At 60.2% G+C, this 24,330-nt stretch carries 25 protein-coding genes and 3 pseudogenes; 4 read left to right on the top strand and 24 right to left on the bottom strand.

The annotated features are described in order from the left end of the window. Nucleotides 1-72: 72 nt before the first annotated feature. The 4 genes from NKH89_RS13555 to NKH89_RS13570 all read right to left on the bottom strand — a co-directional run bounded on the left by NKH89_RS13555 (nt 73) and on the right by NKH89_RS13570 (nt 1,765). A complete protein-coding gene (locus tag NKH89_RS13555) occupies nt 73-486 on the bottom strand; it encodes a hypothetical protein (protein ID WP_051408006.1) in 414 nt (137 codons plus the stop codon). Then, nucleotides 483-755, bottom strand: a complete 273-nt coding sequence (locus tag NKH89_RS13560) for a type II toxin-antitoxin system prevent-host-death family antitoxin (protein WP_051408005.1) — start codon at nt 753-755, stop codon at nt 483-485. Before NKH89_RS13560 ends, NKH89_RS13555 begins: the two co-directional genes overlap by 4 nt. A 334-nt stretch (nt 756-1,089) precedes the next feature. Beyond that, nucleotides 1,090-1,521, bottom strand: a complete 432-nt coding sequence (locus tag NKH89_RS13565; RefSeq protein ID WP_023803830.1) for a hypothetical protein — start codon at nt 1,519-1,521, stop codon at nt 1,090-1,092. Further along, on the bottom strand, nt 1,511-1,765 hold the full coding sequence (locus NKH89_RS13570; protein WP_023803829.1) for a type II toxin-antitoxin system Phd/YefM family antitoxin: 255 nt from the start codon (nt 1,763-1,765) through the stop codon (nt 1,511-1,513). The genes NKH89_RS13565 and NKH89_RS13570 overlap by 11 nt, the downstream gene beginning before the upstream one ends. A gap of 6 nt (nt 1,766-1,771) precedes the next feature. Here NKH89_RS13570 and NKH89_RS13575 point away from each other — a divergent pair, with 6 nt between their 5' ends. Together NKH89_RS13575 and NKH89_RS13580 are read left to right on the top strand one after the other, a co-directional pair. Beyond that, nucleotides 1,772-2,020, top strand: a complete 249-nt coding sequence (locus NKH89_RS13575; protein ID WP_023803828.1) for a hypothetical protein — start codon at nt 1,772-1,774, stop codon at nt 2,018-2,020. 956 nt (nt 2,021-2,976) lie between these two features. Next, complete coding sequence (locus tag NKH89_RS13580; protein WP_198032948.1) at nt 2,977-4,017, top strand: COG3904 family protein; 1,041 nt, start codon at nt 2,977-2,979, stop codon at nt 4,015-4,017. Nucleotides 4,018-4,263: 246 nt separating this feature from the next. Here NKH89_RS13580 and NKH89_RS13585 read toward each other — a convergent pair whose 3' ends face one another. The 8 genes from NKH89_RS13585 to NKH89_RS13620 form a co-directional block, all read right to left on the bottom strand. Further along, complete coding sequence (locus NKH89_RS13585; RefSeq protein ID WP_352909082.1) at nt 4,264-5,973, bottom strand: hypothetical protein; 1,710 nt, start codon at nt 5,971-5,973, stop codon at nt 4,264-4,266. Next, a complete protein-coding gene (locus NKH89_RS13590; RefSeq protein ID WP_156942755.1) occupies nt 5,955-6,320 on the bottom strand; it encodes a hypothetical protein in 366 nt (121 codons plus the stop codon). Before NKH89_RS13590 ends, NKH89_RS13585 begins: the two co-directional genes overlap by 19 nt. 45 nt (nt 6,321-6,365) lie before the next feature. Continuing rightward, nucleotides 6,366-7,313, bottom strand: a complete 948-nt coding sequence (locus tag NKH89_RS13595) for an ArdC family protein (RefSeq protein ID WP_023803824.1) — start codon at nt 7,311-7,313, stop codon at nt 6,366-6,368. A gap of 331 nt (nt 7,314-7,644) precedes the next feature. Continuing rightward, nucleotides 7,645-8,667 (bottom strand): hypothetical protein, encoded by a 1,023-nt coding sequence (locus tag NKH89_RS13600; RefSeq protein WP_352909083.1) that lies wholly within the window; start codon nt 8,665-8,667, stop codon nt 7,645-7,647. Between the two features lie 56 nt (nt 8,668-8,723). Continuing rightward, nucleotides 8,724-8,957 (bottom strand): hypothetical protein, encoded by a 234-nt coding sequence (locus tag NKH89_RS13605; protein ID WP_156942754.1) that lies wholly within the window; start codon nt 8,955-8,957, stop codon nt 8,724-8,726. A 294-nt stretch (nt 8,958-9,251) separates the two neighbouring features. Beyond that, nucleotides 9,252-9,545: a Y4lK-related protein gene (locus tag NKH89_RS13610; protein WP_023803821.1), complete on the bottom strand. Its 294-nt coding sequence runs from the start codon at nt 9,543-9,545 to the stop codon at nt 9,252-9,254. Between the two features lie 509 nt (nt 9,546-10,054). After that, nucleotides 10,055-10,285 carry a type II toxin-antitoxin system ParD family antitoxin gene (locus NKH89_RS13615; RefSeq protein WP_031257035.1) on the bottom strand — a complete coding sequence of 77 codons (231 nt, stop codon included), beginning with the start codon at nt 10,283-10,285 and terminating at the stop codon, nt 10,055-10,057. A gap of 99 nt (nt 10,286-10,384) precedes the next feature. Beyond that, nucleotides 10,385-11,785: a DUF8535 domain-containing protein gene (locus NKH89_RS13620; RefSeq protein ID WP_023803819.1), complete on the bottom strand. Its 1,401-nt coding sequence runs from the start codon at nt 11,783-11,785 to the stop codon at nt 10,385-10,387. Between the two features lie 742 nt (nt 11,786-12,527). On the opposite strand from NKH89_RS13620, the gene NKH89_RS13625 reads away from it, so the two are divergent. Beyond that, complete coding sequence (locus NKH89_RS13625) at nt 12,528-13,823, top strand: DUF5623 domain-containing protein (RefSeq protein WP_023803817.1); 1,296 nt, start codon at nt 12,528-12,530, stop codon at nt 13,821-13,823. Nucleotides 13,824-13,855: 32 nt separating this feature from the next. Here the strand turns inward: NKH89_RS13625 and scpB are convergent, their stop codons facing one another. Together scpB and NKH89_RS13635 are read right to left on the bottom strand one after the other, a co-directional pair. After that, nucleotides 13,856-14,545: an SMC-Scp complex subunit ScpB gene (gene scpB / locus NKH89_RS13630; protein WP_031257032.1), complete on the bottom strand. Its 690-nt coding sequence runs from the start codon at nt 14,543-14,545 to the stop codon at nt 13,856-13,858. A 4-nt stretch (nt 14,546-14,549) separates the two neighbouring features. After that, nucleotides 14,550-15,548: a DUF1403 family protein gene (locus NKH89_RS13635; protein WP_352909085.1), complete on the bottom strand. Its 999-nt coding sequence runs from the start codon at nt 15,546-15,548 to the stop codon at nt 14,550-14,552. Between the two features lie 107 nt (nt 15,549-15,655). Here NKH89_RS13635 and NKH89_RS13640 point away from each other — a divergent pair, with 107 nt between their 5' ends. Next, nucleotides 15,656-15,835, top strand: a complete 180-nt coding sequence (locus tag NKH89_RS13640) for a hypothetical protein (protein ID WP_031257066.1) — start codon at nt 15,656-15,658, stop codon at nt 15,833-15,835. A gap of 160 nt (nt 15,836-15,995) precedes the next feature. Here NKH89_RS13640 and NKH89_RS13645 read toward each other — a convergent pair. From NKH89_RS13645 to NKH89_RS13690, 10 genes and pseudogenes are all read right to left on the bottom strand, one after another. Continuing rightward, a pseudogene (locus NKH89_RS13645) lies at nt 15,996-16,257 on the bottom strand (type II toxin-antitoxin system Phd/YefM family antitoxin). 121 nt (nt 16,258-16,378) lie between these two features. After that, the gene (repC, locus tag NKH89_RS13650; RefSeq protein ID WP_031257065.1) at nt 16,379-17,584 is read right to left on the bottom strand and encodes a plasmid replication protein RepC; all 1,206 of its coding nucleotides are present in this window, start codon (nt 17,582-17,584) and stop codon (nt 16,379-16,381) included. Between the two features lie 155 nt (nt 17,585-17,739). Continuing rightward, the gene (gene repB / locus NKH89_RS13655) at nt 17,740-18,738 is read right to left on the bottom strand and encodes a plasmid partitioning protein RepB (RefSeq protein WP_031257064.1); all 999 of its coding nucleotides are present in this window, start codon (nt 18,736-18,738) and stop codon (nt 17,740-17,742) included. Next, nucleotides 18,735-19,943, bottom strand: a complete 1,209-nt coding sequence (gene repA / locus NKH89_RS13660) for a plasmid partitioning protein RepA (protein ID WP_031257063.1) — start codon at nt 19,941-19,943, stop codon at nt 18,735-18,737. The genes repB and repA overlap by 4 nt, the downstream gene beginning before the upstream one ends. A gap of 802 nt (nt 19,944-20,745) precedes the next feature. Then, nucleotides 20,746-20,961, bottom strand: a complete 216-nt coding sequence (locus tag NKH89_RS13665) for a DUF4143 domain-containing protein (RefSeq protein WP_023803919.1) — start codon at nt 20,959-20,961, stop codon at nt 20,746-20,748. After that, nucleotides 20,909-21,274, bottom strand: coding sequence for an AAA family ATPase (locus tag NKH89_RS13670; RefSeq protein WP_352909087.1), 366 nt, complete (start codon nt 21,272-21,274; stop codon nt 20,909-20,911). The genes NKH89_RS13665 and NKH89_RS13670 overlap by 53 nt, the downstream gene beginning before the upstream one ends. A gap of 262 nt (nt 21,275-21,536) precedes the next feature. Next, nucleotides 21,537-21,648: pseudogene (locus tag NKH89_RS13675) on the bottom strand (integrase); the annotation flags it as partial. A 113-nt stretch (nt 21,649-21,761) separates the two neighbouring features. Then, a complete protein-coding gene (locus NKH89_RS13680) occupies nt 21,762-21,971 on the bottom strand; it encodes a hypothetical protein (RefSeq protein ID WP_023803918.1) in 210 nt (69 codons plus the stop codon). Nucleotides 21,972-22,321: 350 nt separating this feature from the next. Continuing rightward, nucleotides 22,322-23,107 (bottom strand): annotated as a pseudogene (locus NKH89_RS13685) (site-specific integrase); the annotation flags it as partial. Nucleotides 23,108-23,116: 9 nt separating this feature from the next. After that, nucleotides 23,117-24,211, bottom strand: coding sequence for a hypothetical protein (locus tag NKH89_RS13690; protein ID WP_023803915.1), 1,095 nt, complete (start codon nt 24,209-24,211; stop codon nt 23,117-23,119). Nucleotides 24,212-24,330 lie beyond the last annotated feature (119 nt).

Raw genomic sequence — 24,330 nt, forward strand, 5'->3', positions numbered from 1 at the left:
CTAATTTTCCGTTGGGACGCTTGCAGCAAAGGCGGGTCATCCCTGGACCCGCCTTTGCTGTGTCCGGATGGATCAGCGCCGCGTGAGGCCGGCGATCGGCCGCCTATCGCGCATGGCGTTGATGAAGCGCCGGGCGACTTTTTCGAGAAAGCGCGGGCTAAAGGAACCGACAGGCGTGACGCTTTCGAAGTCGTAGAGCTCGTCCAGCTTGACCTTGTTGTAATCATCCAGGATCAGGTGGCTCACCTTCTCGGCTTCGGCCCCGAGGCCGACCCTGTGGCGCTCGGTTTCCGGAATGATCTCGTAGAGCCGTTCCTCGCCCGGCTCCCGCGGCTGCGGCGCCTGCCCGGAGATCGGGAACAGGTAGAGCCACCCGTTGACCTCCATCATCAGGCAGACGCGCCGTATTTTCCGGCCGCTCTCTTCGCCGCGGGCAGCCTCGTGCCCCCAGAGGTAGTGGAAGCGGTAGACTTCTCCCCGCTTCATTCGCCGGGCTTTCTGGCGTCGTCGAGAATCTGCTGAAACCCTGTCATCAGGTCATCGATGTCTTCGTTGGGGGCGGTGGCGAGCGTGAACGCGTTCTGGCCCCGCCTACGCACCGCCGTCAGGCGCTCGTACTCCGCCGTTGGCATCATCACCACCTTCGCCTTGCCGCGCTTCACCAGGGACACTGTCTCGGCCATGGCGGCGTCCAGGACGTCGCCGGACCGACGGCTCAGATCCGAAAACGAAAATTCCTTCATCTCGACCTCCAAGTCTGTAAAATCCGCATTATACAGAACATACGTAATTCGGCAAGAAGGAAGTCAACTTCTTGCGGCGATTGATCAGCGATGCTCCTCGCGCTGGAGCAGAGGAACGCTTCAGTAGGTGTCGAAGACGAACGCGGTCCGCTGCTTCGCCAGCACGGGCCGCCGCGGCTTGCGCTTGATGCACACTTCAAGGTTCGGGCGGGGTAGTTCGGGTCGAGGAGGCGCTTGGCATGGACGTGGTCGGCCCCAGCATCCCGAGCTTGTCCCGTTTACCGAGGCCATGAAGGACATCTCCTGTGAATACGGGCTGATGCTCGCCGGCGAGTTTCATCGCGGGCTATCTGCGATCCACTTTGGCGCCGCCCTGTCGGAATAGCGGTGCGGCGGCAGTGGCGAGACGTTGCATAAAACGCTTGCCGAAGCGGCCGATCGGCTCCTGGTTCGTGTCGAAACAGCAGGATTTCTCGGCAATATCGTAGTTGTACTCGCTGATGGTCACCCAACCCTGCTTCCAATCGGCGAGCCTGGCTCGCCGGCATTCCGTCTCTGGAATTTCGATGGCTTGCTGTCCGTGGCGGGGAGGTTCGCTCGAAATGGCGATCAGGGCCAGGTGGGTCAAACCGTCCCTGAGGTTGAGGGCTGCGAACAGGACACAGATGGGCCGATCCTTGCGACCGTCAACTTCGCCAAGTTCAGCTTGCCATTTCCAGAGATAGGGGAAATCGACAACGTTGCCGGCTTTGAGCAGTTTGTTCCCTTTAGTCGTCATATCCTTCCCCCCTCGAAAGGCGACCTGCCTCGGCTTCGAAGAGAGCGGCTATTTCCGGAGGAGTTTCGCCAGCGGCGTAAACCTTGCGAGGATCCTCGGCCTTGCGGAGACGGTCATATTGGTCTGCGGTCATGAGGACAAACTTCCTTTTGCCTCGGCGGGTGATGTCGACAGGCCCGGTGTAGGCGGCTTCAACCACCTCGCCGGATTTGTTGCTGAGATCGGTGAGGGAAAAGCTGCGCATGGTGACATGCTCCTGACAATGATTTTCTGTATATTAGGGATGTTAGCTAAGATGGGCAAGACGAAACGCCACGGATCGGGCGGCGGAGCGAGCATCGAGGGCATTGTCCGCGTTGCGCAACTGGTCTGCCTGGGCGATGAAGCGCGTTCGATCGGCATTGTCGCGTCTGACCCGGAAAGCGTCATCGACGACGCCATTGACCCGTGCCCACTGGCTCCATGCGAAATTGCGGCCGAGACCGACAGTTGTGGATGAGCTTGGAAAGCGCTCGGCGCTTTGCACGAGCTGGTCCCAGGATGCACCGAATTCCACGGCGTCAAAGCGGCTATGTCGGCCGGTGAGTGCGTTTCGTTCGAGGAGCAACGCGCGAGCCAATAGAGTTCCCATTGCTTCGATGCCGGGCAGAAGAAGCACGCCGACTTGATGGGAACCATGTCGGCGCCGAGGATCTCGGTGATCGCGCGAACGCAGTCGTGGCGTTCCCATCCGAGGAGCTGGAGCGGATAGACATAGTCGAAATCGGCGTCGGAATCGGGAAGATTGCGGGAGCGCCGTAGGTCGGCGCGGCCGCAATCGTAGCCGATCAGCTTGACAATGCGCCGGCCGGTGTGCTGCGCCTCGATCCAGACCGGGTGCGGTGGAGACGCATTGGGACCGGATTTCGCGCCTTTGAGCACCCAGGCGAGGGAGGGCAGCGTCTCGTTGACGATGCAGTTGCCGTAGAGTCTGCATAGCCAGTGCTGGCGAGAGGAATCTTGCGGCACACCACGATTGCCGGCCAGGACCAGTCGCTGAGCACAGCATCATGCGGTCGAGCGTTTCGGGCTTTTCGCCGCCGGTTCTTCGTTGCCTGGTAAGCCTCCACCCACCTGTATTGAAATCGTTGGTGATTTTCAAGCGGTCGCCAACGGCATTCCAACCGTCGCCACATAAAGTTCCATTCTGGGCAGCCATCGCCACATGAGACTTCACCAAGGTCCCGCAGCCCCGTCAGAACACAACTCAAGGTATATGCGGTGGTCGCGCTGGTTCCATTGCCACATGGATCATTGAACCGGAATCACGTAAGCCGAACTGGGAAAGCTGCGCCTGCGGCGCCGCGCTCGTTTCCAGATGCCAATGATGCCCAAGCCCCATTCCCTACACGATCGGAATCCGTATAGAGGAGACTGTACGTGGGTGTCGAATGACGGGGTCGGATGGTTAGGGGTTTGATAGCGGCCGCGCTCGCGGCCTTCGGGATCACTGCCGCGGCGCCGGCGTACGCTCTCGATGTCTCGGTCAAGACCCGCGACATGGGCCCGTTTGGCGCAAGTAGCAGCGTCTATTTGTCTGGGCCTGTCGAGACCGGCGACGCAGAGAAGCTTTGGAACGCGATCCGCGTCCTCGACCTCAAAAGCCCGAGTGCTGCGCTCCACGTGACCATCAGTTCTCCGGGCGGCTCAGTTGCCGAAGCTCTAAAGATTGGCCGCTTGCTCAACAAGTTGCCGACGATCCTCCCAGTCACGATAACCTCACAAGTCGGAATCGAGGGTGAGCCTTTGTCGGGGCCAGGAGACTGCGCCAGCGCCTGCGTTCTAATCTACCTGGGCGCGACCTATCGCTTCCTTGATCCAGCGAGCCACATTGGCGTCCACCAGTTTTCCTTCCGGGACGACAGCAACCTGAACTCGGCTGAGACAGCCTCGGTCGCGCAACTACTTGCTGCCGACGTAACAGAATATCTCCGTGAGGTCCGGGTCGACCCCTCGCTGTTCTCGGTCATGTCCCAGACCTTTCCGGAAGACATTCACTGGATCGACCACAGCGAGCTAAACGCGCTGCGGGTGGTGAATGAGAACGTCTATGACCAGAGTGCCGAGTACAAGAATGCAGACGGTGTGTATTACCTCCTGCTCTGGCAGCAAAGCTATTGGGGGGAAAACAAAATTGTCGCCGCCTGCAATAACGGGCGAATGGTATTTGTAGCCTTCCTGCAGCCACCGGACTTAAAGCTGGTAGCAGGGCTCGAGCACCAGCTCACCGTGCTCGCGGACGGGCAGGAATTCACGCCCGCCTGGCACGCGGTCCCGACACCAACAGCGCGTTTTGCTAAAGCCGAATTCTCCCTCGATGCTGCCCAACTCGCCCGCTTCGCCTCGGCCCGAAGAGTAGGCGCTCGAATGAAGATTCCCGATGCGCCAGTCTTCTTCGGATTCGAGATGAACCTGTCTGACGGAAAACTGCACGACACGATCGCCGGCTGCCGCTAGCCGACGCCCTCGGGCTCCCGGCGAATGGCCGTTAGCTCTGGTAGTTGGCGAGCCATTCATAAAAAGGACGGCATCGGGACGCATCAACTATGACACCCCCGTAGACTGTTCCAAAATACGGCCCGAGGCATGCTTTCCTATCTGGAGTATCCGTCGGGCGCTTCGGCTCGGCTGGCCGACAACTCAATTATCCGGTCCGGAAAGGTGGTCAGCGTAGATTCTGTCGAGTCGATGTCGGCGAAGTGGCTATTCGGCCGCTTCATTTCCTCTATCACGTGCATATTGGGTCAGAAGCTTCGAATCTTTGAATTCGTTGGACAGCATCTCCAACTGCTCGGCATCCATCTTTCCCAGAACATCTGTATTTCGTTCCAGCAAGCCCTTGCCTCCGAGACGGTTGATGGACCGAGCGACCACGATCAGGGTTTCTTTGGGAAGATTAGGCAAAGTTGGGATAAGCGCCGACCCGAGCGAGCTTCGCTGGTCGCTGGTACGAGCTAGCGAGACGACATTATCGATCCCTTTGACCATGAGGGCTAGCGGCTTTGCTTCCGTCGCTTTCGCCAGGACAAGCGGAACGATCTCGATGAAGAAGTCCAGGCCCACCCGTGCCCGCTCCGTCAGCGAGAAGTTTAGGACCCGCTCCCTCTGGTCTTCATTGAGGCCTTGATCCTCCAGTAAGGTCCTAAGAACCCCCACCTCCTTGCCGCCCAGCGACGACAGCCAGAAGGTGAGAGCACCGTCTGGTCTATCATCAATCTGTTTCGCCGGAACCGAAAGAATCTCCCTCCCGATAGACAGACATCGTTGTTCGTCTGCGCCCTCAGCAAGAACATCGACGATCGCCTGAAGGCCGTCGGCATTAGGATCGGCCGGCTGCTTCCCGATCAGCAGCTTCTGCACGTCCCCAGGTGTCATGAACGTTCCTATGTCTTTGATGCAGGCCACCACGGAGGAGGGTGAATGGCGCCAGAGAATTGCGACCGCTCCGGATATATCCCCGCGCGAACTTTCAGGAAGCAGGCCACGCCCTTCCATGTCCACAATAGATCTGAGTACGTCACCGGAGCCAGAAACTGCAGGGTTCTCTCTGATAAATTGAATAGCACGGCTGGCGAGATTCCCCGGTTCATACGCCCCAGTACGGTCGTTCTCCTCAGGCCAATACCCCACCATCTCGCGGTGCAGAATTGGATAGGCTTCAGGGGCTCCTGCAGCCTGCTCAAAGAGCTGCTTAAGAAACGCTCCAGCTTGGGCCTTGGGGGCATATTCCAGCAGCATTCGAGCGGCAGGGTATATCGCCGACAGGTAATCAGGGCGGGTGTGCATCGCCAATACGCGGGTTCTCGTCGCCTTTACATGCCCCTGGAGAGGAGCGGTTGCCCATTCAGAGCTTTTCGCGGTGGCGATGAATCTTGAGTATTTTTCCGCAGCCTCCGCATCGACGGCATCGGCATTGATGATCGCGTTCATTTGGCTTGTCAGCGCCGCTTTATGCTCCTCAGTCACCTCGCCAAGGTGTGAAGCTACATATTCCAGGGAGGTCCATGGTAGGTCGGCAAAGGACATGCTGGTGATCTGTTTCAACAGCCCGTTCCATGCGTCAGCATCCTTACGCATCAGAATTTCCGCCGTGCGGACCATGTAGGCAGAGGTGTCATCGACTTTGGCCCATGAAGTGATAACCGGCAGGATGCCTGTGGCAGTACTCGGATCGATGTGGCATTCCCAACGCGTTACCAGGTCGAGGAACTTGTGTGCCCCTGCTTCCCAATCCAACGCCCAGTCGTCCCCGTCTTCCATACCCTTTTGCAAACGGACGGCCAGGGCGACGAGAAATGCTCGAGCCTCTCCATCCGAGGCGAGCACGGCATGAATTCCCGCTTCGCCCCATGCACTCAAGGTACCTGCGGGATCGCGGACCGCCACCTGCCCTGTCAGCAGCTGCCAAAGCACTTGGCGGCTCTCCAATCGCCCCAGGTCTCGAGGCGAGCGATCTGTTCCGCAAAGGCAATCGCATCGCCATGGTGCTGAGGGAGGTGGATGTTGTCCTCAGTGAAGCGCAAGGGGACGTTTTGCATTCCGTCCCAAGGGTCACCGTCGCCCTCGACTACGCCATAGACGAAGGTCGGCGTGGGTTCCCACGTCTTGCGGTCGGTGTCGATATCACCGTTGTCGATCGCGGAGATCGCCTTTTCGCAGGCCTCCGTGAAATCCTCGGCCGCGATGGTGATTGTGGCGCGGCAGTCGCTCTCATAAAAGGCCGCGCAGACGGTGAATTTCCTCGGCATGGTCTCGGCCATGATCATAACCTTTCGCGGTGTCGGCAGGTGAAGCGGGGGTGGAGATCAGCCGGCCGCGGCGCGCGGCGCATCGTCCTTGGTGGCGGCGTCGGGCTGCAGGCTGTGCAGGTAGGCGACGGCGCGTTCGGCGTGAGCGGCGGCCTGGAAAATGACCCGCTTCTCGTTCTTTAAAACTTTGATCCAGCCGCCAATGTAGGCGGCGTGATCCTCGCGCGGTTCATCCTCGACGCCGAGATCCGCGCAAATCATCGCACTCGAAATTTCGGCGACGCATTCTTCGATCGCGTAGCCTTCGTCACCCCATGTCTTGCGGCCGAAATCACGGTCGAGGCGTGTCGGGTGGCGCGTCCAATGTGCGATCTCGTGGGCGACGCACGAAACGTAAGAGTCCGGCGACTCGAACGCCTCGAAGACGGGCATTCCGATGAGGTCGTCAGTAAGATTGTAGTAGGCCTTGTTGCCGCCGTGACGGATCTTGGCGCCGGTATTGGCGAAGAAGGCGTCGGCGCTGATATAGCGCTCCATCGGCGAGAGCGGCTCGATTGGCGCGGGGGTGAACTGCGCCGGCAGGTTGTCGATCTGGTCGCAGTTGAAGACGCAATAGCCTTTCAGGAAGGGGATGCGTTGCTCGATTTCCTCGCCGTTTTCGCCTTCCTCGGTCTTTTCGATTGCACCGGCATAGACGACGAGTGTTGAGGTTTCTCCCTTTCTGACCTGTCCACCCATTGCCTGGGCCTGGCGATAGGTCATCCAGTAGGGGGAGGTGTACCCATTAGCCGTCGCCTCCATCCAGAGCAGAACGGTGTTGATGCCGCGATAGGGCACGCCATTGTGGCGCAGCGGCCGTGTCGGCGTACCGTTGGCGCCCCATGGCTGGTGCCAGGGCCGAACGCCGGCCTCGAGCTGCTCGACGATCTTGTCGGTGATGCGCTGATAGACGTCCTTGTCCGGACGGCGCACGGTGGTGGGACGCTTGCGGGATTTGCTGGTCATGACGCTTTCTCCGGTCACGGGACCGGGGAAAGCCTCTCTCTCCCACTCAGGCCCGTTCGACCGGGCCGGTGCTTTCTCTTACTCTTGAAAGGAGGAGCTCGCCCGGCCACCTTCTGCCGGCCAGGCGGGGGCGATGCTTGGCGCATAAGGTTTGTGACCGGGCGCAACCTGGGCGTCGCGAGAGCGATCGTAGCCCGGACGGGGCGAGACCCGTTTCGGGGCTCGACGAAGCTGGGCAAGCGCATCCGCGAAGCGGATGCCGAGCCTTAGCGGAGCTGAGCGCGGCCGCGCAGCGGCTTGCCCCTTTCCGGCCTGGATCACCAGAGGGCGACTAATTCAATGGAGAAAGCGCTTTTAGAAGGTATCCCAGGCGCCCCTTCCTTGTGAGGCGCCAGCCGAAGCCAGGGGAAGCGTGACGCTCATCAATTCGGTGGGCGTATCGGAAGGGAAATGGCGAATAATTTTCGAGAAACTTGGCATACCTTTCTCGGCTCCAGTTTCTCGAGTCCTCGTACACGCTCTCATCGAAAACAATATCATCCACGTGAAAGTCAACGACGCCGGTGGGAGAGCGATTGACAACGACCCACTCTGCCTCTTCCACGGCGATGCGATGATCCCCTGCTGACGCGTCGCGGCTGGCGATCATATTGCTGAAGTACAAGATGTCCTGGGCCGGCAGGCGTTGGCGCAGAAGGATCGGGTAAAAGGAATACCCGCTATCGTCTCCCCAGGAATTCAGCACATCCATCTCGAATTGGACTTTGTCAACGCCCACGGCCTGCGCTGCCTTTTTGAGGGTCATGATTGTCTGGGCATAGTTTTCGCGGGAGGTGGCGCAATCACCGCGGTCAATAATCTTCCGGGTCAGATGAACTTCGCCAATCCCTTTCTCTTTGAGCAGGTTTTGCGCGTGCTGATGGATGTCGAGAAGCTCGTCACAAATTGCGTTCACCCGCTCGGGGGAGAGCATTTGGATGACATCAATGACCGTTTTCTTTTGTTTGTCAGTCAGATAGTCGCACAGATTCCGGTCAGAAAAAAATGGGAAGCGATGGATACCAAAAGCCCGTTGAGCAAAAAAGGCCAGGAACGCATAGCCCAAGCCCTTGACCCGGGTAAAACCGCTGAATGGCTTGTTCTCGAGGCCGTCGCCATACGTAATGCAGGCGTATAGAAAGTCGTCCGTTATCGAGAAAAGCTGCCTTTCCAATTGCAGATGCCGCTCTTCATTGCTGCCGCAGAACATACGACCGACCGGAAAGAGGGCGTCCTGTTTTGTCGTTGTGGCGATGATCTCCCGCGCTGCGGCCTTGTGAGACGGCAGGGTTTGAAAATCGGATTGGAACTGCACCTCGTTCCCCTTCAGATGACTGCGGTGTGGGCGTTGTCGACTGTGTCGAGGTCCGTTCAGAGAGGCGGCGTGCCGTTGGCGATGTCTTCGTCGAAGCGAGCGACCTCTTTGGGATGCTTATCCATGGCGTGGCGAACGCAGGCGTAGAGGAACAGGAATGTCACGGTCCACACGCCGATCGCGGCGGTGGGGTGTAGGATGAAGGGGATGAACGATGCGGTGAAGATGAAGTAGAACAGGCCGAGTGGAATACCGAACATCAGGCGCCTGGGATCGAAGCAGTCTGACACTGCATCACCTGTTTAGCTTGAACGAATAAGACGTTGTCAGGATAGCCACTGAACCGTCGATTGTCGAACGGCGAATTGTAGCGCAGTGCAATTTTGGGTGCCGGGATCGACTCGCGCCAGCTTGGTAGTTGGCGGAAACCTGGGATCTTCCAACAACGAAGGCCCGGCCGCAATCCCGGGAAACTGGCGAACTGCGCACCTTCTCCGCTGGAACCGGGTATCGGCGCTTTGCGCGCCGCTCGATGCGCGCGAACGGCTCGCTGGGATCTGCGTTCGCGTCGAACGTCTGCATCGTTACCTGAAGCCGGAGCAGTTCGACGACGATCGACTGCCATCATTAGCCCCTGTCTGCGGCCCAATCTCGACATAGCGTCCGATCGACCACAGGTATGCGATTACTTCTGCCACGAGATAATCGCGTTCGCCGCAGATTTCGGCAATCCGTCGCAGCTGTGGCTGGATGGCCTCGCGTTGGGCTGGCGGTAAATCAACATCGCCGAAGACATATCCGAAGTGGCCGATTGCACAGATGTTGCAGCCGAGATCGACAATTGATCGTACAAACACCGGAATGTCTTTTTCTTGCATGGTCTTCGTATCAAGGCTTCGATGGCGACGCCGTCTGGCCCGTCGCGTCTCGAACTGCTTCCTCCAGCACGGCCGCCGTGTATCATTAGTAATGGCCGCCAGCGTCGACGCTTGAGTGCACCGCCTGCGGCAGGGAAGAAAAAGCCGGACTCGAATACGGCCCGGCGAAGGAAGCGTCAAAGCCTTGGAGGGAACTCTGTCCAGCGGCTTGGGAGGAGATCGCTGAACAGACCTGTTTTGGCCCTGTTTTCGCTCGGTTGCGACGAAGATGATTCCAAATTACGCCCGCGAACTGGATTTTTTTGCCACATTTCGGGTTTGTTGAGACGAACAGAATGTCGGCGTGCAGGCGGATCCATTCTTGTGCGGACCCGGAGTTGGGGGGTTCAGGCTTTGTCTTATGTCGCTCGAGGGTGAAGTACGCAATTTGACCGGGCACGAGGTGTCGGTACTCTAAGGCGCTGCAACGTCCTTGCGCGCTTGCTCGCGCGGAATAACCAGCTTCGCCGTCACGCTTTGGAGCGGCGATCCCGCAGGTTTTCGAAGTAGCGGTCGTCGATTGGCTCGGTCGGCGGCGATGATGCACCGTCCATGAGCAGGTCGCGCAACTGTTCGCGATCCCGATCACGCCGGATCAATTCTCGAACGTACTCGCTGCTTGTGCCGTATCCTCGTTCGGAGACCTGTTGGTCGACGAAGGTTTTGAGGTTATCGGGCAAGGATATGTTTATGGTGCTCATGCGCGCAAAGATGCTTTATGGCAAAAAATGGCGAGGATGACGTAGCCGTTACACCTTCACCACGTATTCCGTCTTAAGCGGCGGGATGCCCTCGCGAATTCAAGAGCCGTGTGTAGTCGCATTTCGTTCCGTCGATATTTGACGCGGCGCCCGCGTCGAATGCCGGGAATGCTCGAGCACCCAATATAGCAGCCTCTTGCCGGTCTCTTCGGCGTTCGCTTGCGAAATATCAGCCGGCCGGATTTCGAAGACAGGCCCGATCTCGCGCATCCGAGGGAGCGTTTTTTCCTTCGCGGCCTTGTATTCTTCGGTGTCCATGCCGAAGGCCTCGACGATAAGGTTCACTGGGTCATAGTTGCCATAGGCTGTCTCCAGCACGAAGTCGGGGCGGCATAGTCCCGAAGGCGTTTCCCATGCAAACAGCGGTTTGGTGATCCTGATGCGCAGTTGCGGCGCGGCTTCAAAGAGGGAGCGCTGCAACCAGAACAGCATGTGTGAAACGTCGCGTTCGAAGCCAGATTCGACGGGAAACAGTGTATCGCCGTTGTAGACTGGCTGCGCATAGCCCTGAATTGCCCTGATCGGGCCTTGGTCATTCTCCTGAAAATCGGCATTGAGGATGGTGAGGAACGGACCGCGGCTTGCGGGATCGCCTCGCAGCGGCTGGCGCACTTTGGAGTGGATCTCGATCTTGCGCGCGTTCGAGGCAGGCGAGACGGCCTTGGCTGAGACGGTCGGCGAAAAGAGCAGCATGAAGCCGGTGCGGCGCAAGGCTTCGGGCCAGTCGGGGCGTGATTTGTCGAGCAGCGCCTGCCAGCGGCTGTATGGGTCAAAGTAGTCTGCCGCCCAAGTGGACATGAGCGCGCCGAGCGTCCAGGTGCGCAAGACCTTGAGCTCGCGTGCGGCATGGCGAAGTTTGGAGAGCTGAGGGCTGAGAGCGAATTCCGGCCGATCCTGCAGAGGCGGGATCACGTTCACGCCGGCTTTGCCAATCAGCCTCCAGAGGATGACGCCGAGCTTAGAGGGCCTGTCGTTGCGTTCAACGGACCGCCCCGGCGCCGACGCGTCGCGATCGGCAAGCCGGTCGGGGATAGCAGGCAGAGCATCAACATAGGTGCGCTCGGTTTTGGGCAGTGGTCTGATGTTGTATCCCTGGTCGAAGAGGGCAGGGGTATCATCCTGATCGACATGGAAGGGACACGTGTCGGCATGGTTTGGCCGATCTCCATGTTGATGCGGATCTCCGTCCTTTGGTGTGAGGCGGCGCAGCGTGAAGGTTTTTTCCTGCTGAATCGGCGCGAGCAGCGGCTTGAATTGGCTGGAAACACAGTCGCATTCGATCCAGCCGTCCATAGTCTTGGCGCGTTTGATGGCGGTAAGGGCGATGCGATCATCGTCTTTGTTGCTGGAATTGCCGTACCAAGCGCGCAGCGCCATCGCTTCCCGCTCAGTGATGGGGGCAAGTGGATGGCCGGGGCTGTTGCGGACGACGATGCGCATTGGATTCTTTCGATTAGTACCCCATGAGCCAGACTTCATAGCCGAGATAGGCGGCGGCGATGACAGCGGCGACGAGCGGTTCGAGCCAGGAAGGGGAAGCTGCGAAGCGGCTCCTTTCGATGCGGGCCGAACTATAGATGAAGACCGAACGACGGTGAGCGCATCATCGATCGTCAGGCATCCGACGATGATGGGCGCCAGCGCCATTTGATCCTCCCCAATCTTCACGGATTCTAATGGCGGTGCGGATTGATCGCAATCTAAACGGGCATTTTGTATCGAATTCGTTTGGCGTTTTCCTGTTCGCAGGCGAGCTGCCCGCCTGTTCATCACCATGCAGCGCCCCGGAAGACTTCCGGCTATTTCGCAGGGGGCCGCTTCGGCTCGAAAGAAATGCGCGACGGCATCGTCCTCGTTGCCGGCGAGCCAGTCCAGAGGCCCCGTCGCCAGCCTGTTGAAGCAGCGGATGCGCGCCGAAGCCGATAGGCTTGTCAGGCTCCTTGGCGAGCGAATGTCGGCGACAACTGGCGCATGCACTTTGCTCGATTGGGGTGTGGGCCAGAGACTTCTCACGAAAAGAAATCAATCGTATTCTACGATTCGGCGCTTCTGGCAGGAGCGCGCCGCCCGTCGTTGCGAAGCTGTTGACAGCCCTGCCGATACTGACGCTCCCGTTCATGTCATGTTCGGGCTCGCGAGGTGGTTGACGGGCGACACTTCCCAACGAGCCAGGAGAACTGGCATGTCCAAGACAGATATTCAGCCGTCCTCGATTGAGGGCATAAAGCGCCTTGCCAAGGCGATCTCAAAGCGAGATTCAATCCCGCACAGCAAAGCCCTCGACACGGCATCTCAAGTATCGGGCTTTGGCAATTTTCAGCATGCACGCCGATCGTTGGGCGATCGTTCAGCTGAAGCCAGCCTGGCGCGGAATGTGGTCTATATCTCCACCTTCTGGGAAGATGGCCAAACAAGAACATCCGGCCGTGAGACGATCGGGGTATTCATTTCAAAGCCGCTTGATGAACTGATCAAGCCGTCTCAGTATCGATATGCTCACCAACTCGGTCGTTTCCGGCGTCGTGCCTCAGACCATGTGGTCGATAAGTATCGACCAGACTCGGCGCGCGCGGCTCTGGATATCGCTTGCGGGGCTGCGAGGGTACTGCAGTTCATGGACATCACGGGCCTGCAGCCATCCAAGGCAGACGTGGAAGCCGGCGCGGTATATTCGGCCCGCCTGCCTGGACGTGATCATGGAAGTGCCTGGTACGATCCCGTCGCAAAACATCACGTCGGGGTCGACGAACCTTACGCAGGGAGTGTCGCGTCGAAAGAGCGTGACGCCTGGGCGCGGCGACACAACTGGTCGCTCGCAAGGCCGGAATGGGCGGGGATGTACTATCCGGGAGGCTGTGACCTTTACCTGTATGCCGATGCGTCGAAAGGATATTCGCTTGATGGGCTTCTCAAGGCGCTTTCCAAAGGCCCTTCACCGATCGTGCCCGCGAATTGTGACCGGGTCGCCATCGACGGTCACGCTCCTTTTGTGACTCCGGGAGAGAAGGCTGAGGCCGAGGCGAAGCTCGCGAGAAACGTCCAACGAAAAGCTACCGCGCCACGCGGTCCCAATACCACTGTCGAGTACCGGCTGCCGCTCAGCGGCAAACGGCGCCGGCGTCCGAAGGCGGCGATGCCTGTGGACGCGCATGCCAAGACAGGCACCCTGCTGAAGGGTGTGCTGACCGACATGCGAGCGAGCGCGGGCGTCTACAAGCGCGTTGATGCAGTCCGAAGCGAGCTTGATGACTGGGTTCAATGCGAACACGATCGGGCGGCCATGCCCGATGCGGTGTTTTTCGACCTCTACTACGGAGAGAATTCCGCCGGAGGAACGTCAAAAGCGGGTGAACAACACATCGAGGACCTCCGCCTCGCACAGTCCATCCTGATGCAACACTATCCGGATTGTGCGCCGTTGAGGGACCTCGTGGGAAAAATCGATCTTGCCGTCATATCGCTCGAGAAGTTGCGGTGACGATGGCGGTCGTCCGGCCAGGCACAGGTGTTCTATTCGTCGGCGTCGGCATCACTCTCGCCGGGGGCGGAAAACCCCGGCATGATGTCGCCCGCCAGAAGCTTTTCCTTCGACAGCAGCCCCGCATCCTCGAGAGCCTCGAAGTCGGGAAGGTCGCGCAAGGTTTCAAGCCCGAATTCCAGCAGGAACTGTTTCGTCGTCACATAGGTATAGGGGGCGCCGGGCGTCGGGCTTCGCGGGCCGGAGGCGATCAGGCCGAAGGAGCGCAAATTGCCGATCAGGTCGCGGCTGATCTCCTTGCCGAAGAATGACGAGAGTTCGGCGCGCGTGATCGGCTGAAAGAAGGCAATGCACATCAAGACCAGCACTTCGGATTGCGTGAGGTCGACGGCGCGTTCGCCAGAGCCTACGGCCGTACGGATGGCGTCGGCATAGGCCGGCCGCGTCAGGTGCTTCCAGCCGCTGGCGACCGCGACCAGATCGTAAGGCCGGCCCCGCAGCTCCTCCCGGATGTCGTCGATCAAAAGGTCGATGCTGCAGGTCTTGCCGACGATGCGGGTAAGCACCTCGCGGCTGACCGGTTCGCTGGCGGCGAAGATGGTTGCTTCGACGCGGTTCATCCATTCGCGCCAACGTACTTCTGGCGGCAGGTGATCCAGTTCGCGGTCAAACAGGTGACCATCTGATCGCTCCTTCGCCCTTCTCCCCCTCGCCTGCTCCATGGTCTCACAGCCCGTAGATGCGGAAGGTCGGACGGCCGGACAGCTCGCGCACGGCGCCAAGTTCGATCAGCCGGTCGAACAGGCGGCGCAGGCCGCGGTCGCTCATGCCGGCGATCTTTGAGGATGCGACGATCGCGTCGTCGGACAGCAGCTTCTCGACGACAGTGTCCGCCCCTTTCGCCCGCAGTTTTGGGGCGACAGCCAGCAGGCGGTCGGCGCGGCGGCCGAGCTCGGCCGCAAGATCCATCGCCTGCAGCGCCGCCTGCGCATAAGCCGCCCAAATGCGTTGCCGGGACGGCCGACCGGATTGCCGTTCGGCATGGGGTGACCGACGACCGCCCGCCACCGGGTGCAAGCCGAACAGGGGCACCGCATGCGCCCACCCTAGCCGGTCGGCCAGAACAGCGTCGGCAAGCCACGGTCCAAGCTCACGCGCGGCGCGACTGTGATGACGCTCGAGCACGGCGATCGCGTCGATCGCGCCAGCGACTGCATTACCGACCGCGCCAGCCGTCGCCTGGATTTCGTTACCGATTTGGCCGGCCGCCCCCACGTCAAGCGCGCTCCCTAGATCCGCGGCGACATCGACCAATACCCCCTCGCTGACCAACGCCGCGACGGGACGCGATGCCAGCGTTCGCCAGGCAAGCAGCATACGGCCGGCGGGTCCAACGTCGTCGCCGGGACGGGTGAGCAGCAGCGCGTCGCGGAGCGCCGCCTCGTCCTCGACCCGGCCGGCGCGTTTGGCCGTTGCCGCCGCTGCGCCGAGTGCCAGGCGCTGCCGCCAGGCGCCGGCCCATCGCTCCTGCCGGCGCACCACCGCGTCGAGGGCGGTCAGCGCCGCGGCCGCGGCAAACGCAGCATCTTCAACCGAGTCCGGACCGGCCGCCGCGGCGCGCAGCCAGGTCGGCACGGGAGTGGCCAGCGCAGCCGGGGCTGCGCCGGTGACGGCCACAGGTGTATGTCGAAGCAGTTTCGGGCGCAGAATCATCGTCGACAGCATGAATCATCGCGGCGCTTCTGGCAACGAAAATGGCCGAAAGCCGCCGTGCCCGTCGATAGTTAAAAACGAACGATAAACCGCCTTTCGTTTTGATCTTTCTAGAGGAGATGCTCTCCCGCGTCGATCAAAACCCGGAAATGCGCGTTGGGCAAGAACAAACATATCGCAACCGTCATGGCCGGCAGGCGCAAACAACCATACCGCACCCGCCCTCAGAAGAGGCGGTGCTGCCGGATAATCTGATCGCCATGCTGGAACGCTCGACCGCAGCAGCCGAGGCGGCGTGAGCTTCGATTCTTCCTCGCAAAATAGGAGTCGCACTCCACAATTGCAAGGATGATTGGGCGCAGCGCCGGATTGCTGGCCACCGTGTCGCTGCGCGGACCGCGTCAGGTTTGGCAAGACCAGCCAAGCGCTGGAAAGAGCCGGAGGGCGTCCTTCCATCCGTCAGACCTTTGCCGGAGGAAGCTCGCCGTTGAGATGGTCAAGGCCCCGGCTCCATTTCGACGGCTTCGACAGCGGCGATTTCGGCGCTGAGTTCCGCGGTCAGATCGACCCGCCGGTCGCGCTTCGACAGCCGGACAAAATCCTCGTAAGCCAGCAGCACGGTGCGAGGCCGGCCGTTATTGGTGATGATGACAGGGTCGTGAACCGCGGCATCCTGATAGGCGCCGAAGTTTTTCGAGACGGCGGTGACGGTGGTGGTCATCGGCTGAACTCATTTCTTCCGGAATATACGGGTTTTCCGGGCTTTCCACATGTGTCAGCCGGCCATCGTAATTCGCGCTTGAGCTGGGCGCAAAGCGATAAGCTGCGGGATTTGGCGATCATCATCCCGTCATCCTTGCTGTGGCGCCGTTGGCCTTGAGCGCCGCCATCAGCATCGGCCCGACCGAAAACGCCCCCGCCTTGGCCTTATCAGTCAGCGCCCGAAGATAGCCGCCGGCGGAATTGATGTGCTGTGCCCTTTGCAGAATGCAGGCGATCACCATCGCCGCGGTCTCCTGACCCATCGCATGGCAGGCTTCCTCATACGCTGACGGCGAAACACCCAGATATCCCCGCACCTGGGCGGCGGTTATCATGAGATCGCGCCAATTGCCGATCCCGTCGACGGCATAATCCGCAATTTCGGGGCAGGCCTTCAGCACCATCCCCAGCGGGTAGGTTTTCGGCGCCTCTGCGGTCCTCGTCCTTGGCTCGGCCGCCGCCCCGCTTTTCTCTAAAGCAGGTTCAAATTCAAATATAGAGTCGGTATTTGAATCAGTTTGCTGCCGCTCATTTTGAGAGTCATTGCCGCTCGGATTCGTGGATTTCATATGAATTTCCAGCAGCTTATCCACATCGTCACGCAATGCAGCCAGATCGCCCACGATCGGCTCAAGCTCGACGATGGAGGCTCGGCGCGGAATTGCCTCCACAATGCCGCGGAAACGCTTCCACAGGCCTGCCCAGTCGCCCGGCACGTCTTCGTCAACGGCCGCCTCGATCAGCTTGTGGATGTCACGGCGGTGTAAGGTGATCCGCTCGCGCATAAGCCTAAGCGCCCTGTTGCCGGCGCGAACACGCTCAGCCGCCGCTTCGAACTCGTCGGCACGGGCCAGCAGCGGCGCCAGGGAGAAGCCAAATGCTTCCTCAATCTCCCCTCCCCGGCCCTTGCGGGCGTAACGCTTGCCGTTCGGGCTGTCCCGACGGATGATCAGCCCGCAGTCCACAAGGGCCGCCAGGTGCCGCCTGACTGTGGGCTCGGGCATGCCGTGCGCCCTGAGGGACAGCTGTGCGTTCGAGGGAAAGACGATGAGGCCGTTTTCCTCACTCAGCTCGCTGTCAGGATAGAATGATAGCAGCGCATTCAGGACGGCCAGGGCGCGATCGCCGATGCCGACGATGCTCTTGCCCTCGCACAGGTCGCGGTAGATCTGCCATTTCTCAACGACCCTGTTCTTGGGGATTTCACGTGAGTCGTTTTGCGCTGCCAACAAGGCAAGCGACATCCGGCGCCGCCCAAAGGGCGTCGTTGCAATACCCGTTTCCATTTCTTCCTTCGCCTTCAATTAGGCAAAAGAAATTTGCTCGCCGAATCGACGCCTAGACTCTTGACAGTGATTCGCGAAAATGTGATTCTCAGCTTGCTAAAGGATGAGAAGGGCTTCCGCGACGGTGACGTTCGGGGGCCTTTTTCTTTTGCGGTTTACTCCTGTTTCCGTTTCCTGTTTGTCTGCCAGTCGGCATAGAGATCATCCAGCCGTCCTGTCAGATATGCGCCGAAGCCCTCATCGGCTCCGGAGGTCTTGAGGGAGAGCGTATAGGCCGCCCCGGTGTCCTTGATCTTTGCCGCGACCTTGCCGCCGTTCGGTTTCCACTGGCTGACTGTCTGTTCTCGCTGCGGCTTTTTCGAAACCTCCGCAAGAACCATCATGAAGCGTTCGTCCGATCCCAAGGCCTCGAATTCGGGCCTGTCGATGGCATTTCTAGCGGCTTCCAGCGCTTTGGGATCAGTGATCTTTTCGGCGATATCCATCCACCTGCGGCGGCCCATAGAGGGTGCGGTACCGATGGCTTTGACTAGGCTGTCCGGAATGCTCTTGGCGACAGACAACAGTTTCGACAGTTCCGTCTTGTCAGTGCTCAACGCCTGCATGATCAGATCGCGGCCGAAGCCGCGTGCTTCGAGGCTTGAGGCAAAGACCGCTCTCTCGATGTAAGAAAGGTCCTTTCTCGCAGTGTTTTCGATGCCTTGAGCGACGACGAGTTCATTGTCCGATAATGGCCTGACAACCGCCCTTACCTTCCGCCTCAGGAGTCGGATAGCACGAAGCCTCCTATGGCCATAGGCAACCTGATATCGTCCTTCGATATCGGGGTGCTGCCGGACGAGGATGGGCACTTCCTGGCCGTTTTCCTCGATCGACCTCACAATATCGTCTGTTGCGGTTATCTCGCCGTCGAGGCGGTCACGCACGAATGAGCCGTCAATGAGTTCGGGATCAAGTTCGACGACCCTCTCGCCGGACTTCAAGGCTTCCTGAAGTTCTCTGGCTTCCTGATCCATGCGGTCGAGGGCAAGCCCCATCGTCCTTACGGGACCTGCCAGAACACGACCGCCGTCCGTCGCTTTGGACAAGTTGGCCGCGGCCAACTCTCGCGTCGTATCGGCGAATATTCCGCTCAGAACGTCTCGTCTGCTCATGACCGCCCCCATGCCTTTTCAATGCCATCGAGGATTTCTCCGTTGACTGCATCAAGGGATTCGATTGCCCGGTCGAATGTCGAGCGGCGGACTTGTCCTCGTTCGATTTCATAGAGTGTCTGTTTCGTGAGCCCGGCATCGGCGATCGCCGTCGATTTCAGGACTGTCGCGGCCAAAACCTCGTCCCCGAACAGACTTCTCAGCAGGGCAACGATCTGTGCCTGCGGACCGTCGTGCGGCTCATGGCGCGTTATGACATAGCGGATGAAATCATGGTTCAGATCGCCGCCTGCATTCCGGACGACCGACAGAAGGTCGGAAGTCATCAGCAGAAACTGCGACATTGACGCCACGTCGACCATCTGAGGATGGACGGTGATCAGAAGCGATGTCGCCGCGCAAACCGCACCAAGCGTCAGGTATCCGAGCTGCGGCGGACAGTCGATCACCACAACGTCGTAATCGGCTTCGACTTCGGCCAACGCCATGCCGACCCGTCGGAAGAATATCTCGTAGTTGCTTGTCTTCCGCGCCATCAGCGCAGTGGGGGTTTCGTGCTCGAACTCCATCAGTTCCAAGTTTCCGGGAACGAGGTCGAGGCCAGCGAAGTACGTTTTTCTGATTATTTCCTTCAGCGGCCGCCGTTTCTCGTCGTAGCGGATCGCACCATAGAGGGTTTCGCCTTCCTCTAGATCGAACTCCGGCTGAACACCGAGCATCGACGACAACGAAGCCTGCGGGTCGAGATCAACCGCGAGAACACGATACCCATGCAGGGCAAGATATTGTGCCAGGTAGATGGATGTCGTTGTCTTCGCACTGCCGCCCTTAAAATTGGCGACGGCAATCGTCTGAAGCTTTTCGCCGCTCCGCCGCCACGGAAGGTAAGCGAGTGCATCCTTCGGCTTGATAGAAGCCATGTACTGCCGCAACTCATGAATTTGGGCGAGAGAGTACGACCGTCGTCCAGTCTGGGACACCTCGGGTGAAGGGCCTTTGCCATCTATTGAAAGCTGCCGTAGGTAGCCGTCTGACACCCCGACGAGATGAGCGGCTTCGCCAGAGGTGAACGTCTTCAACATTTTCTGGGAAGACGGCGGAAACAGGCGCTCTCGTAGTAACTGCAGCTGCATAGACAGCTGGCGCGCATGATGAGAAATCCGCGCGTCGGAAGACATGGCCGTCGATACGTTTTGATTATGCAACATCGATTTCCCCTTTCGATGCGCTTTTTAGGCAGGAATTGCTAAAAAACCGTATCGAAAATGGCATGATTCGGTAACCATGCCAAGAACCCTTATGATTCAACGGTTTCCCGCGAACCACGGTCAAAGTTGGCCGCGGCCAACTGCTTCTTTCGTGCGAATCGTTTGGCCCCAATAGTGCCTCTGTCGTGGTCGAATGCAAAGTTGGCCGCGGCCAACTCTCCGTTCTTTCAACGAAAAGGTGACTAAAACCGCTGGCGCCCGTACCGGCACCGCCGCACTCTCTGCACGAACCCAGCCTCCCGGGCTTGAACCATAAGTTTAGTCCAGTGCGTTGTCGCCGCCTGTGCTGGGCAATGCCCGGCGCGCTCGAGCGACGACTACAGCGCAGTCACCAGCCGGCCGGCAAGCAGCACCAAAGCGTCGCTGTCGGCCTGTGTCGTCTTGGTGCGGTGCCTCATCGACAGGCAGGGCAGTTTTTCGCCGTCGGGTGCCTTAGCGGGACTCTTTCTCGACCAGCTGTTCGACCCGGAGAGCAGCAATTTCGCTGTGACGGCGGCCCGCCGACGCGAAATCCGTCAGCAACACGGACGGTCGCGGACGTCGAGATGAGCAGGTCATACGACGGCGCGAGTGAGCGGGTCCGTTTTGCAGAAGAGCCTACAGAGAAGCGCCGAATAGGCGCCAGCGGGTGCCACTGTGTAGACCGAAGCACGCCGCGATCTGGGTTTTCGCTCTGCAGCTTTCGCAGTGAAGGTGGGAGCTTGAGCCTCGCCCTGACCGGAATGCCAGAACTTCTGCATCATGCTTCGTCAAGCAACGCCCTGCCCATATCCTGCAGGGGCACTGCTTCGATGCCATGCTGGAGCGGAAATCGCTCCGATCCTGGAAAGACGACGAAGCGCTGCTCCGGAGCAAGGTCCTCGCAGGCCTGATGGAACCCTTTTTCGACCTTTGGCGTCAGGCTACGCTTGATTTCGATGGCCCAGAGGCGCTGGCCCGGCAGCGTTAGTAGCAAGTCGATCTCCGCACCCGCAGCTGTTCGGTAGAAATTGCTTAGGGTGGATCGATGCCGATCCCAGGAGCAAGAAGCGGCCGGCTTTTCGCCCAACGCGGCGGCCGCGGTCGATTAGTCCTCGCAGGTTTTGGAACAGGTTCGGTAGCCGGTGGACCTCATCCAAGATGACCAGCTTATCTTCATGGTCGGCCAGATATAGTTCCGGCTCCGTGAGCCGGGCGCGGTCGGCGTCGGATTCGAGGTCGAGATAGATAGAAGGTCGCCGTTCGGCTATTTCGAGCGCGCGTGGTCTTGCCAACCTGGCGTGGTCCAAGCAGCGCCACGGCGGGCATGCTGTCCAATAGCTCCGTGAGTTCAGTCGTGATGCGCCGCTCGATCATCATTGCAATCATGGAGTAAAGTTCCGGTTTTGCAAGGAATAAGCCGCCACGCACACAGGGATTGCAGCTATCCGCTGATGCTGGGTATTACTTTCCGATTTTAATTGATGCGCTAGTAAAACTCTCGAACGGCAGTTTCCACCTTACGACTTCAAACGGGGGAGGGGGAGGGCTTTTCAGAGCCCTGCCGCCGAAGTTGACCCGGAACCGGTCGCGTCGAAGTTGGTATTTGCGGATCATCTTGGAGGGATGGCCAAGCTGCTTCTGAACATAGCTCGTCGATCTCGGCCGAGGAGGCCAGGCCAGCGCAGCGGTTGGCCCGCAAAGGGCCTTTACTCCTCTGCCGGCCGAGGCTGGATGGATCTGTGAGCCCGCGTGCCGGCCGCCGTTTCCATCGCCAGCAGTCATGTGGCCTGCGGCTCATTCGTCGCCTGCGAGGCCGTCGAACGCCTCAAGCAGCGCATCGACAATCGCCTGGCCGAACGCCTGTGCTGTCTCATTGATTTGGGCTTCGCTTCCGTTGCGGACGGCGGTGGCGAGTTCCGAACCCTGATCCGTCAGGATCGCATTGGCCCGATCGATCGCCCATTGCGCGAAATCATCCCGGCTGTCGATGATCCTGGTTTCCATCAATGCGCACTCCCGGGTTTAAGGATTTGTTTAGCCTATTTGGGCTAAGATCAAGGTGCGCGATGGGTACTGCGTTCGCGCTACGACACGTTTGATCCTTGCAACGTCAGGGCCCCGCTGAGCAAGTTCCCCGGCACCCGGGAAGCGCGATTTCGCGGCTCAGCGGCCATGTGCAGCGCAGTGGGATCGTTTTGAGCCGAACAGCGCGGCTGGGACCAGTGAGCCCGAGGCCGATCAGACGATCAGCCGCGCGGCGCGTCCCAATTGGCGCTCGACGTCGTGGTAATGGCGCGATGCCTGTTGCACGGAGCGGTGCTGCGACTGCTGCATGGCTTCGGACAGCGGAATGCCGTTCGGCCGAGCTGGATTTTCAGGCAAGGCAATGTTGGGCTTTCAGGATCCTTCGGATCGGCCGGGACCGGATCCTGCGCAACGATCTGCTCGACGCGCAGGGACGAAACCTCGCTGCGGCGGCGGCCGCCCGAGGCGAAGGCGACGAGCAGCAGGGCGCGGTCGCGCAAGTCTGGCAGGCGCTCGCCGACGCAAGTTTTGAGCACCGCGCCCAGAATGTCGGCTGTCACTGATTTCTGACTCTTGCGACCGCGCGGCCGCGGACTGGCGCGGACAGCGAGTTTTAGGGCGCTGCGCAAACCCGGTGCGTTGAACTTGCCTTGAGGCCGCGCCATTGCGTCAGCGTCGACCAGCTGGCCAGCCATCGGCGCACCGTGTTCGGCGCGTGCGGGCCAATTTTCCGCAACAGGTCTTGCGCGCGCAGGCTTTGCGACACGTCTTCGGGCATGCCGTGGCTCGGATCGGTCTCGCGCTTGGAAAAATCCCACAGGTGATGCGCGACGAATTTTATCAAAAGCGGCTCCGGCGCCGGCCAGGGCAGAGAAGAATCCACGGCGGCCTGGCACCAGGCCTCGAGATAGGCGAGGTCGGAGGCAAGCGCGCGCAGAGAGTTGTCGCCGATAACCTTCCTTCGCCAGGTGGCGCAGCGTCTCGACATCGTCGTCGGAGAGTAGCTCGGCCAAGCGGTCGCGGCGGTCGAAGGGCAGCACCGAATCCAGCGCGGCGAGCGCCTCCGCACGCCGGATTCTTGGGTCGGGTACGGGCTTTGGCAGGCGTGCATCCATGGCGACCGCTCAGAACAGATAGCGCCGGTCGGCCCAGGCGAGCAGCACTGCGGCGTCTCGATGGGGCAAACGCACCCGTCCTTGGCGCAGGCCTTCAGCGATCGCCTCGCCGACGTCCGGATCGACCCAGTAGCCGTGGGTCATCAGGAAGAACCAGGCGAAGGGCAGGCCAATCTCGGCGTCGATCGCCTCGGTCCGCGCCATCAGGCGGTGCACCGAAATGCCTTCTTCCAATAACAGCTTCTCGGCGGGCATTTTGAGCGGCAGCGGGATAAAACCGATCTCGCGCCGGCCACGATGCTCAAGATCGTGGATGTCGAAGGCCCAATGGTCAAAAATGCGGCGGGCGCAAGCGCTCGACCGCTCCCAGTCGGCAAAAAAGCGGTTCTCGCGCGGCACGAAATCGAACCAGTCCGGATTGGCGTCTAAAAACGCGGTGTCGCGCGTGCCGTGGGGGCCGACCTGATGGATGATGCGGTTTTCCAGCTCGGGACGGCTTGCCTCGCGCTGTTCCTTGTCGATGCGCGCCCGGCGCGCCAGGAAACTCCTCATGTGGGCGACGCCGCCGCCGGCGCGGCCGCGCAGCCGGTAGACTGGTCCTGCGAGCTGCTGCGCCTCAGCAGCGGAGTCGCGAGAAACCCAGGTCGGCTCGAAGAGATGGTCGACGCTGTTGGGGCGGTAGTCGGCATCAACTACGGGGCCGGCCAGGACCTCGATCTCGCGGCCGAGCGAGAGTTGCACGAAGTCGGCGACGCCTGGCCCGGTCGGTGCAAAGGCGAAGGCGCTGGCGCCGCGCCATTCGGCGAATTTTGTCCCGTCCGCGCGATGCCGGTTCCAGAAGGCGGTGAGATCGCCGTTGAGTTCGGCCAGCCCCCTCTCGATCCAGGCACGGTGGTCGCCGTGGCGCGTGCCGTCGGCAGCGACAACAGCGTGAGGGTTGCACCAATAGGGATCGTCGATCGTCACGACGGTGAAGGCAAACCCCGGAAAGGCCGTGTTGAGGGCAGTAGCGAGCTCGGCGTCGGCCGACTGCGCCTCCAGAGATGCGAGCACGATTTCGACGGAAGCGGGGTCGGGCAGGCGGACGGGTTTTTCTTCGCTCATGCCGGGCGCCCTTTTTGCGCGGTAAAAAGCCGCGCCTTGCTTCTCGGCTCGCGCGGGCCGTTTCCAGCGGGCATCTGGAGGACGATTCTGGCTGATTTGGGCGGCGAGATCAATCACTG

Origin of the sequence: Mesorhizobium sp. M0923, assembly GCF_040319365.1 — a bacterium.
In the GTDB taxonomy this organism is placed as follows: Bacteria; Pseudomonadota; Alphaproteobacteria; order Rhizobiales; family Rhizobiaceae; genus Mesorhizobium.

Excerpts from the sequence above, each read along its gene's own strand:
- NKH89_RS13555 (WP_051408006.1), bottom strand. The coding sequence starts at position 486 with ATGAAGCGGGGAGAAGTCTACCGCTTCCACTACCTCTGGGGGCACGAG.
- NKH89_RS13565 (WP_023803830.1), bottom strand. The coding sequence starts at position 1,521 with ATGACGACTAAAGGGAACAAACTGCTCAAAGCCGGCAACGTTGTCGAT.
- NKH89_RS13570 (WP_023803829.1), bottom strand. The coding sequence starts at position 1,765 with ATGCGCAGCTTTTCCCTCACCGATCTCAGCAACAAATCCGGCGAGGTG.
- NKH89_RS13575 (WP_023803828.1), top strand. The coding sequence starts at position 1,772 with ATGCTCCTGACAATGATTTTCTGTATATTAGGGATGTTAGCTAAGATG.
- NKH89_RS13590 (WP_156942755.1), bottom strand. The coding sequence starts at position 6,320 with ATGGCCGAGACCATGCCGAGGAAATTCACCGTCTGCGCGGCCTTTTAT.
- NKH89_RS13595 (WP_023803824.1), bottom strand. The coding sequence starts at position 7,313 with ATGACCAGCAAATCCCGCAAGCGTCCCACCACCGTGCGCCGTCCGGAC.
- NKH89_RS13610 (WP_023803821.1), bottom strand. The coding sequence starts at position 9,545 with ATGCAAGAAAAAGACATTCCGGTGTTTGTACGATCAATTGTCGATCTC.
- NKH89_RS13615 (WP_031257035.1), bottom strand. The coding sequence starts at position 10,285 with ATGAGCACCATAAACATATCCTTGCCCGATAACCTCAAAACCTTCGTC.
- NKH89_RS13620 (WP_023803819.1), bottom strand. The coding sequence starts at position 11,785 with ATGCGCATCGTCGTCCGCAACAGCCCCGGCCATCCACTTGCCCCCATC.
- NKH89_RS13625 (WP_023803817.1), top strand. The coding sequence starts at position 12,528 with ATGTCCAAGACAGATATTCAGCCGTCCTCGATTGAGGGCATAAAGCGC.
- scpB (WP_031257032.1), bottom strand. The coding sequence starts at position 14,545 with ATGGAGCAGGCGAGGGGGAGAAGGGCGAAGGAGCGATCAGATGGTCAC.
- NKH89_RS13635 (WP_352909085.1), bottom strand. The coding sequence starts at position 15,548 with ATGCTGTCGACGATGATTCTGCGCCCGAAACTGCTTCGACATACACCT.
- NKH89_RS13640 (WP_031257066.1), top strand. The coding sequence starts at position 15,656 with ATGCTCTCCCGCGTCGATCAAAACCCGGAAATGCGCGTTGGGCAAGAA.
- repC (WP_031257065.1), bottom strand. The coding sequence starts at position 17,584 with ATGGAAACGGGTATTGCAACGACGCCCTTTGGGCGGCGCCGGATGTCG.
- repB (WP_031257064.1), bottom strand. The coding sequence starts at position 18,738 with ATGAGCAGACGAGACGTTCTGAGCGGAATATTCGCCGATACGACGCGA.
- NKH89_RS13680 (WP_023803918.1), bottom strand. The coding sequence starts at position 21,971 with ATGGAAACCAGGATCATCGACAGCCGGGATGATTTCGCGCAATGGGCG.
- NKH89_RS13690 (WP_023803915.1), bottom strand. The coding sequence starts at position 24,211 with ATGAGCGAAGAAAAACCCGTCCGCCTGCCCGACCCCGCTTCCGTCGAA.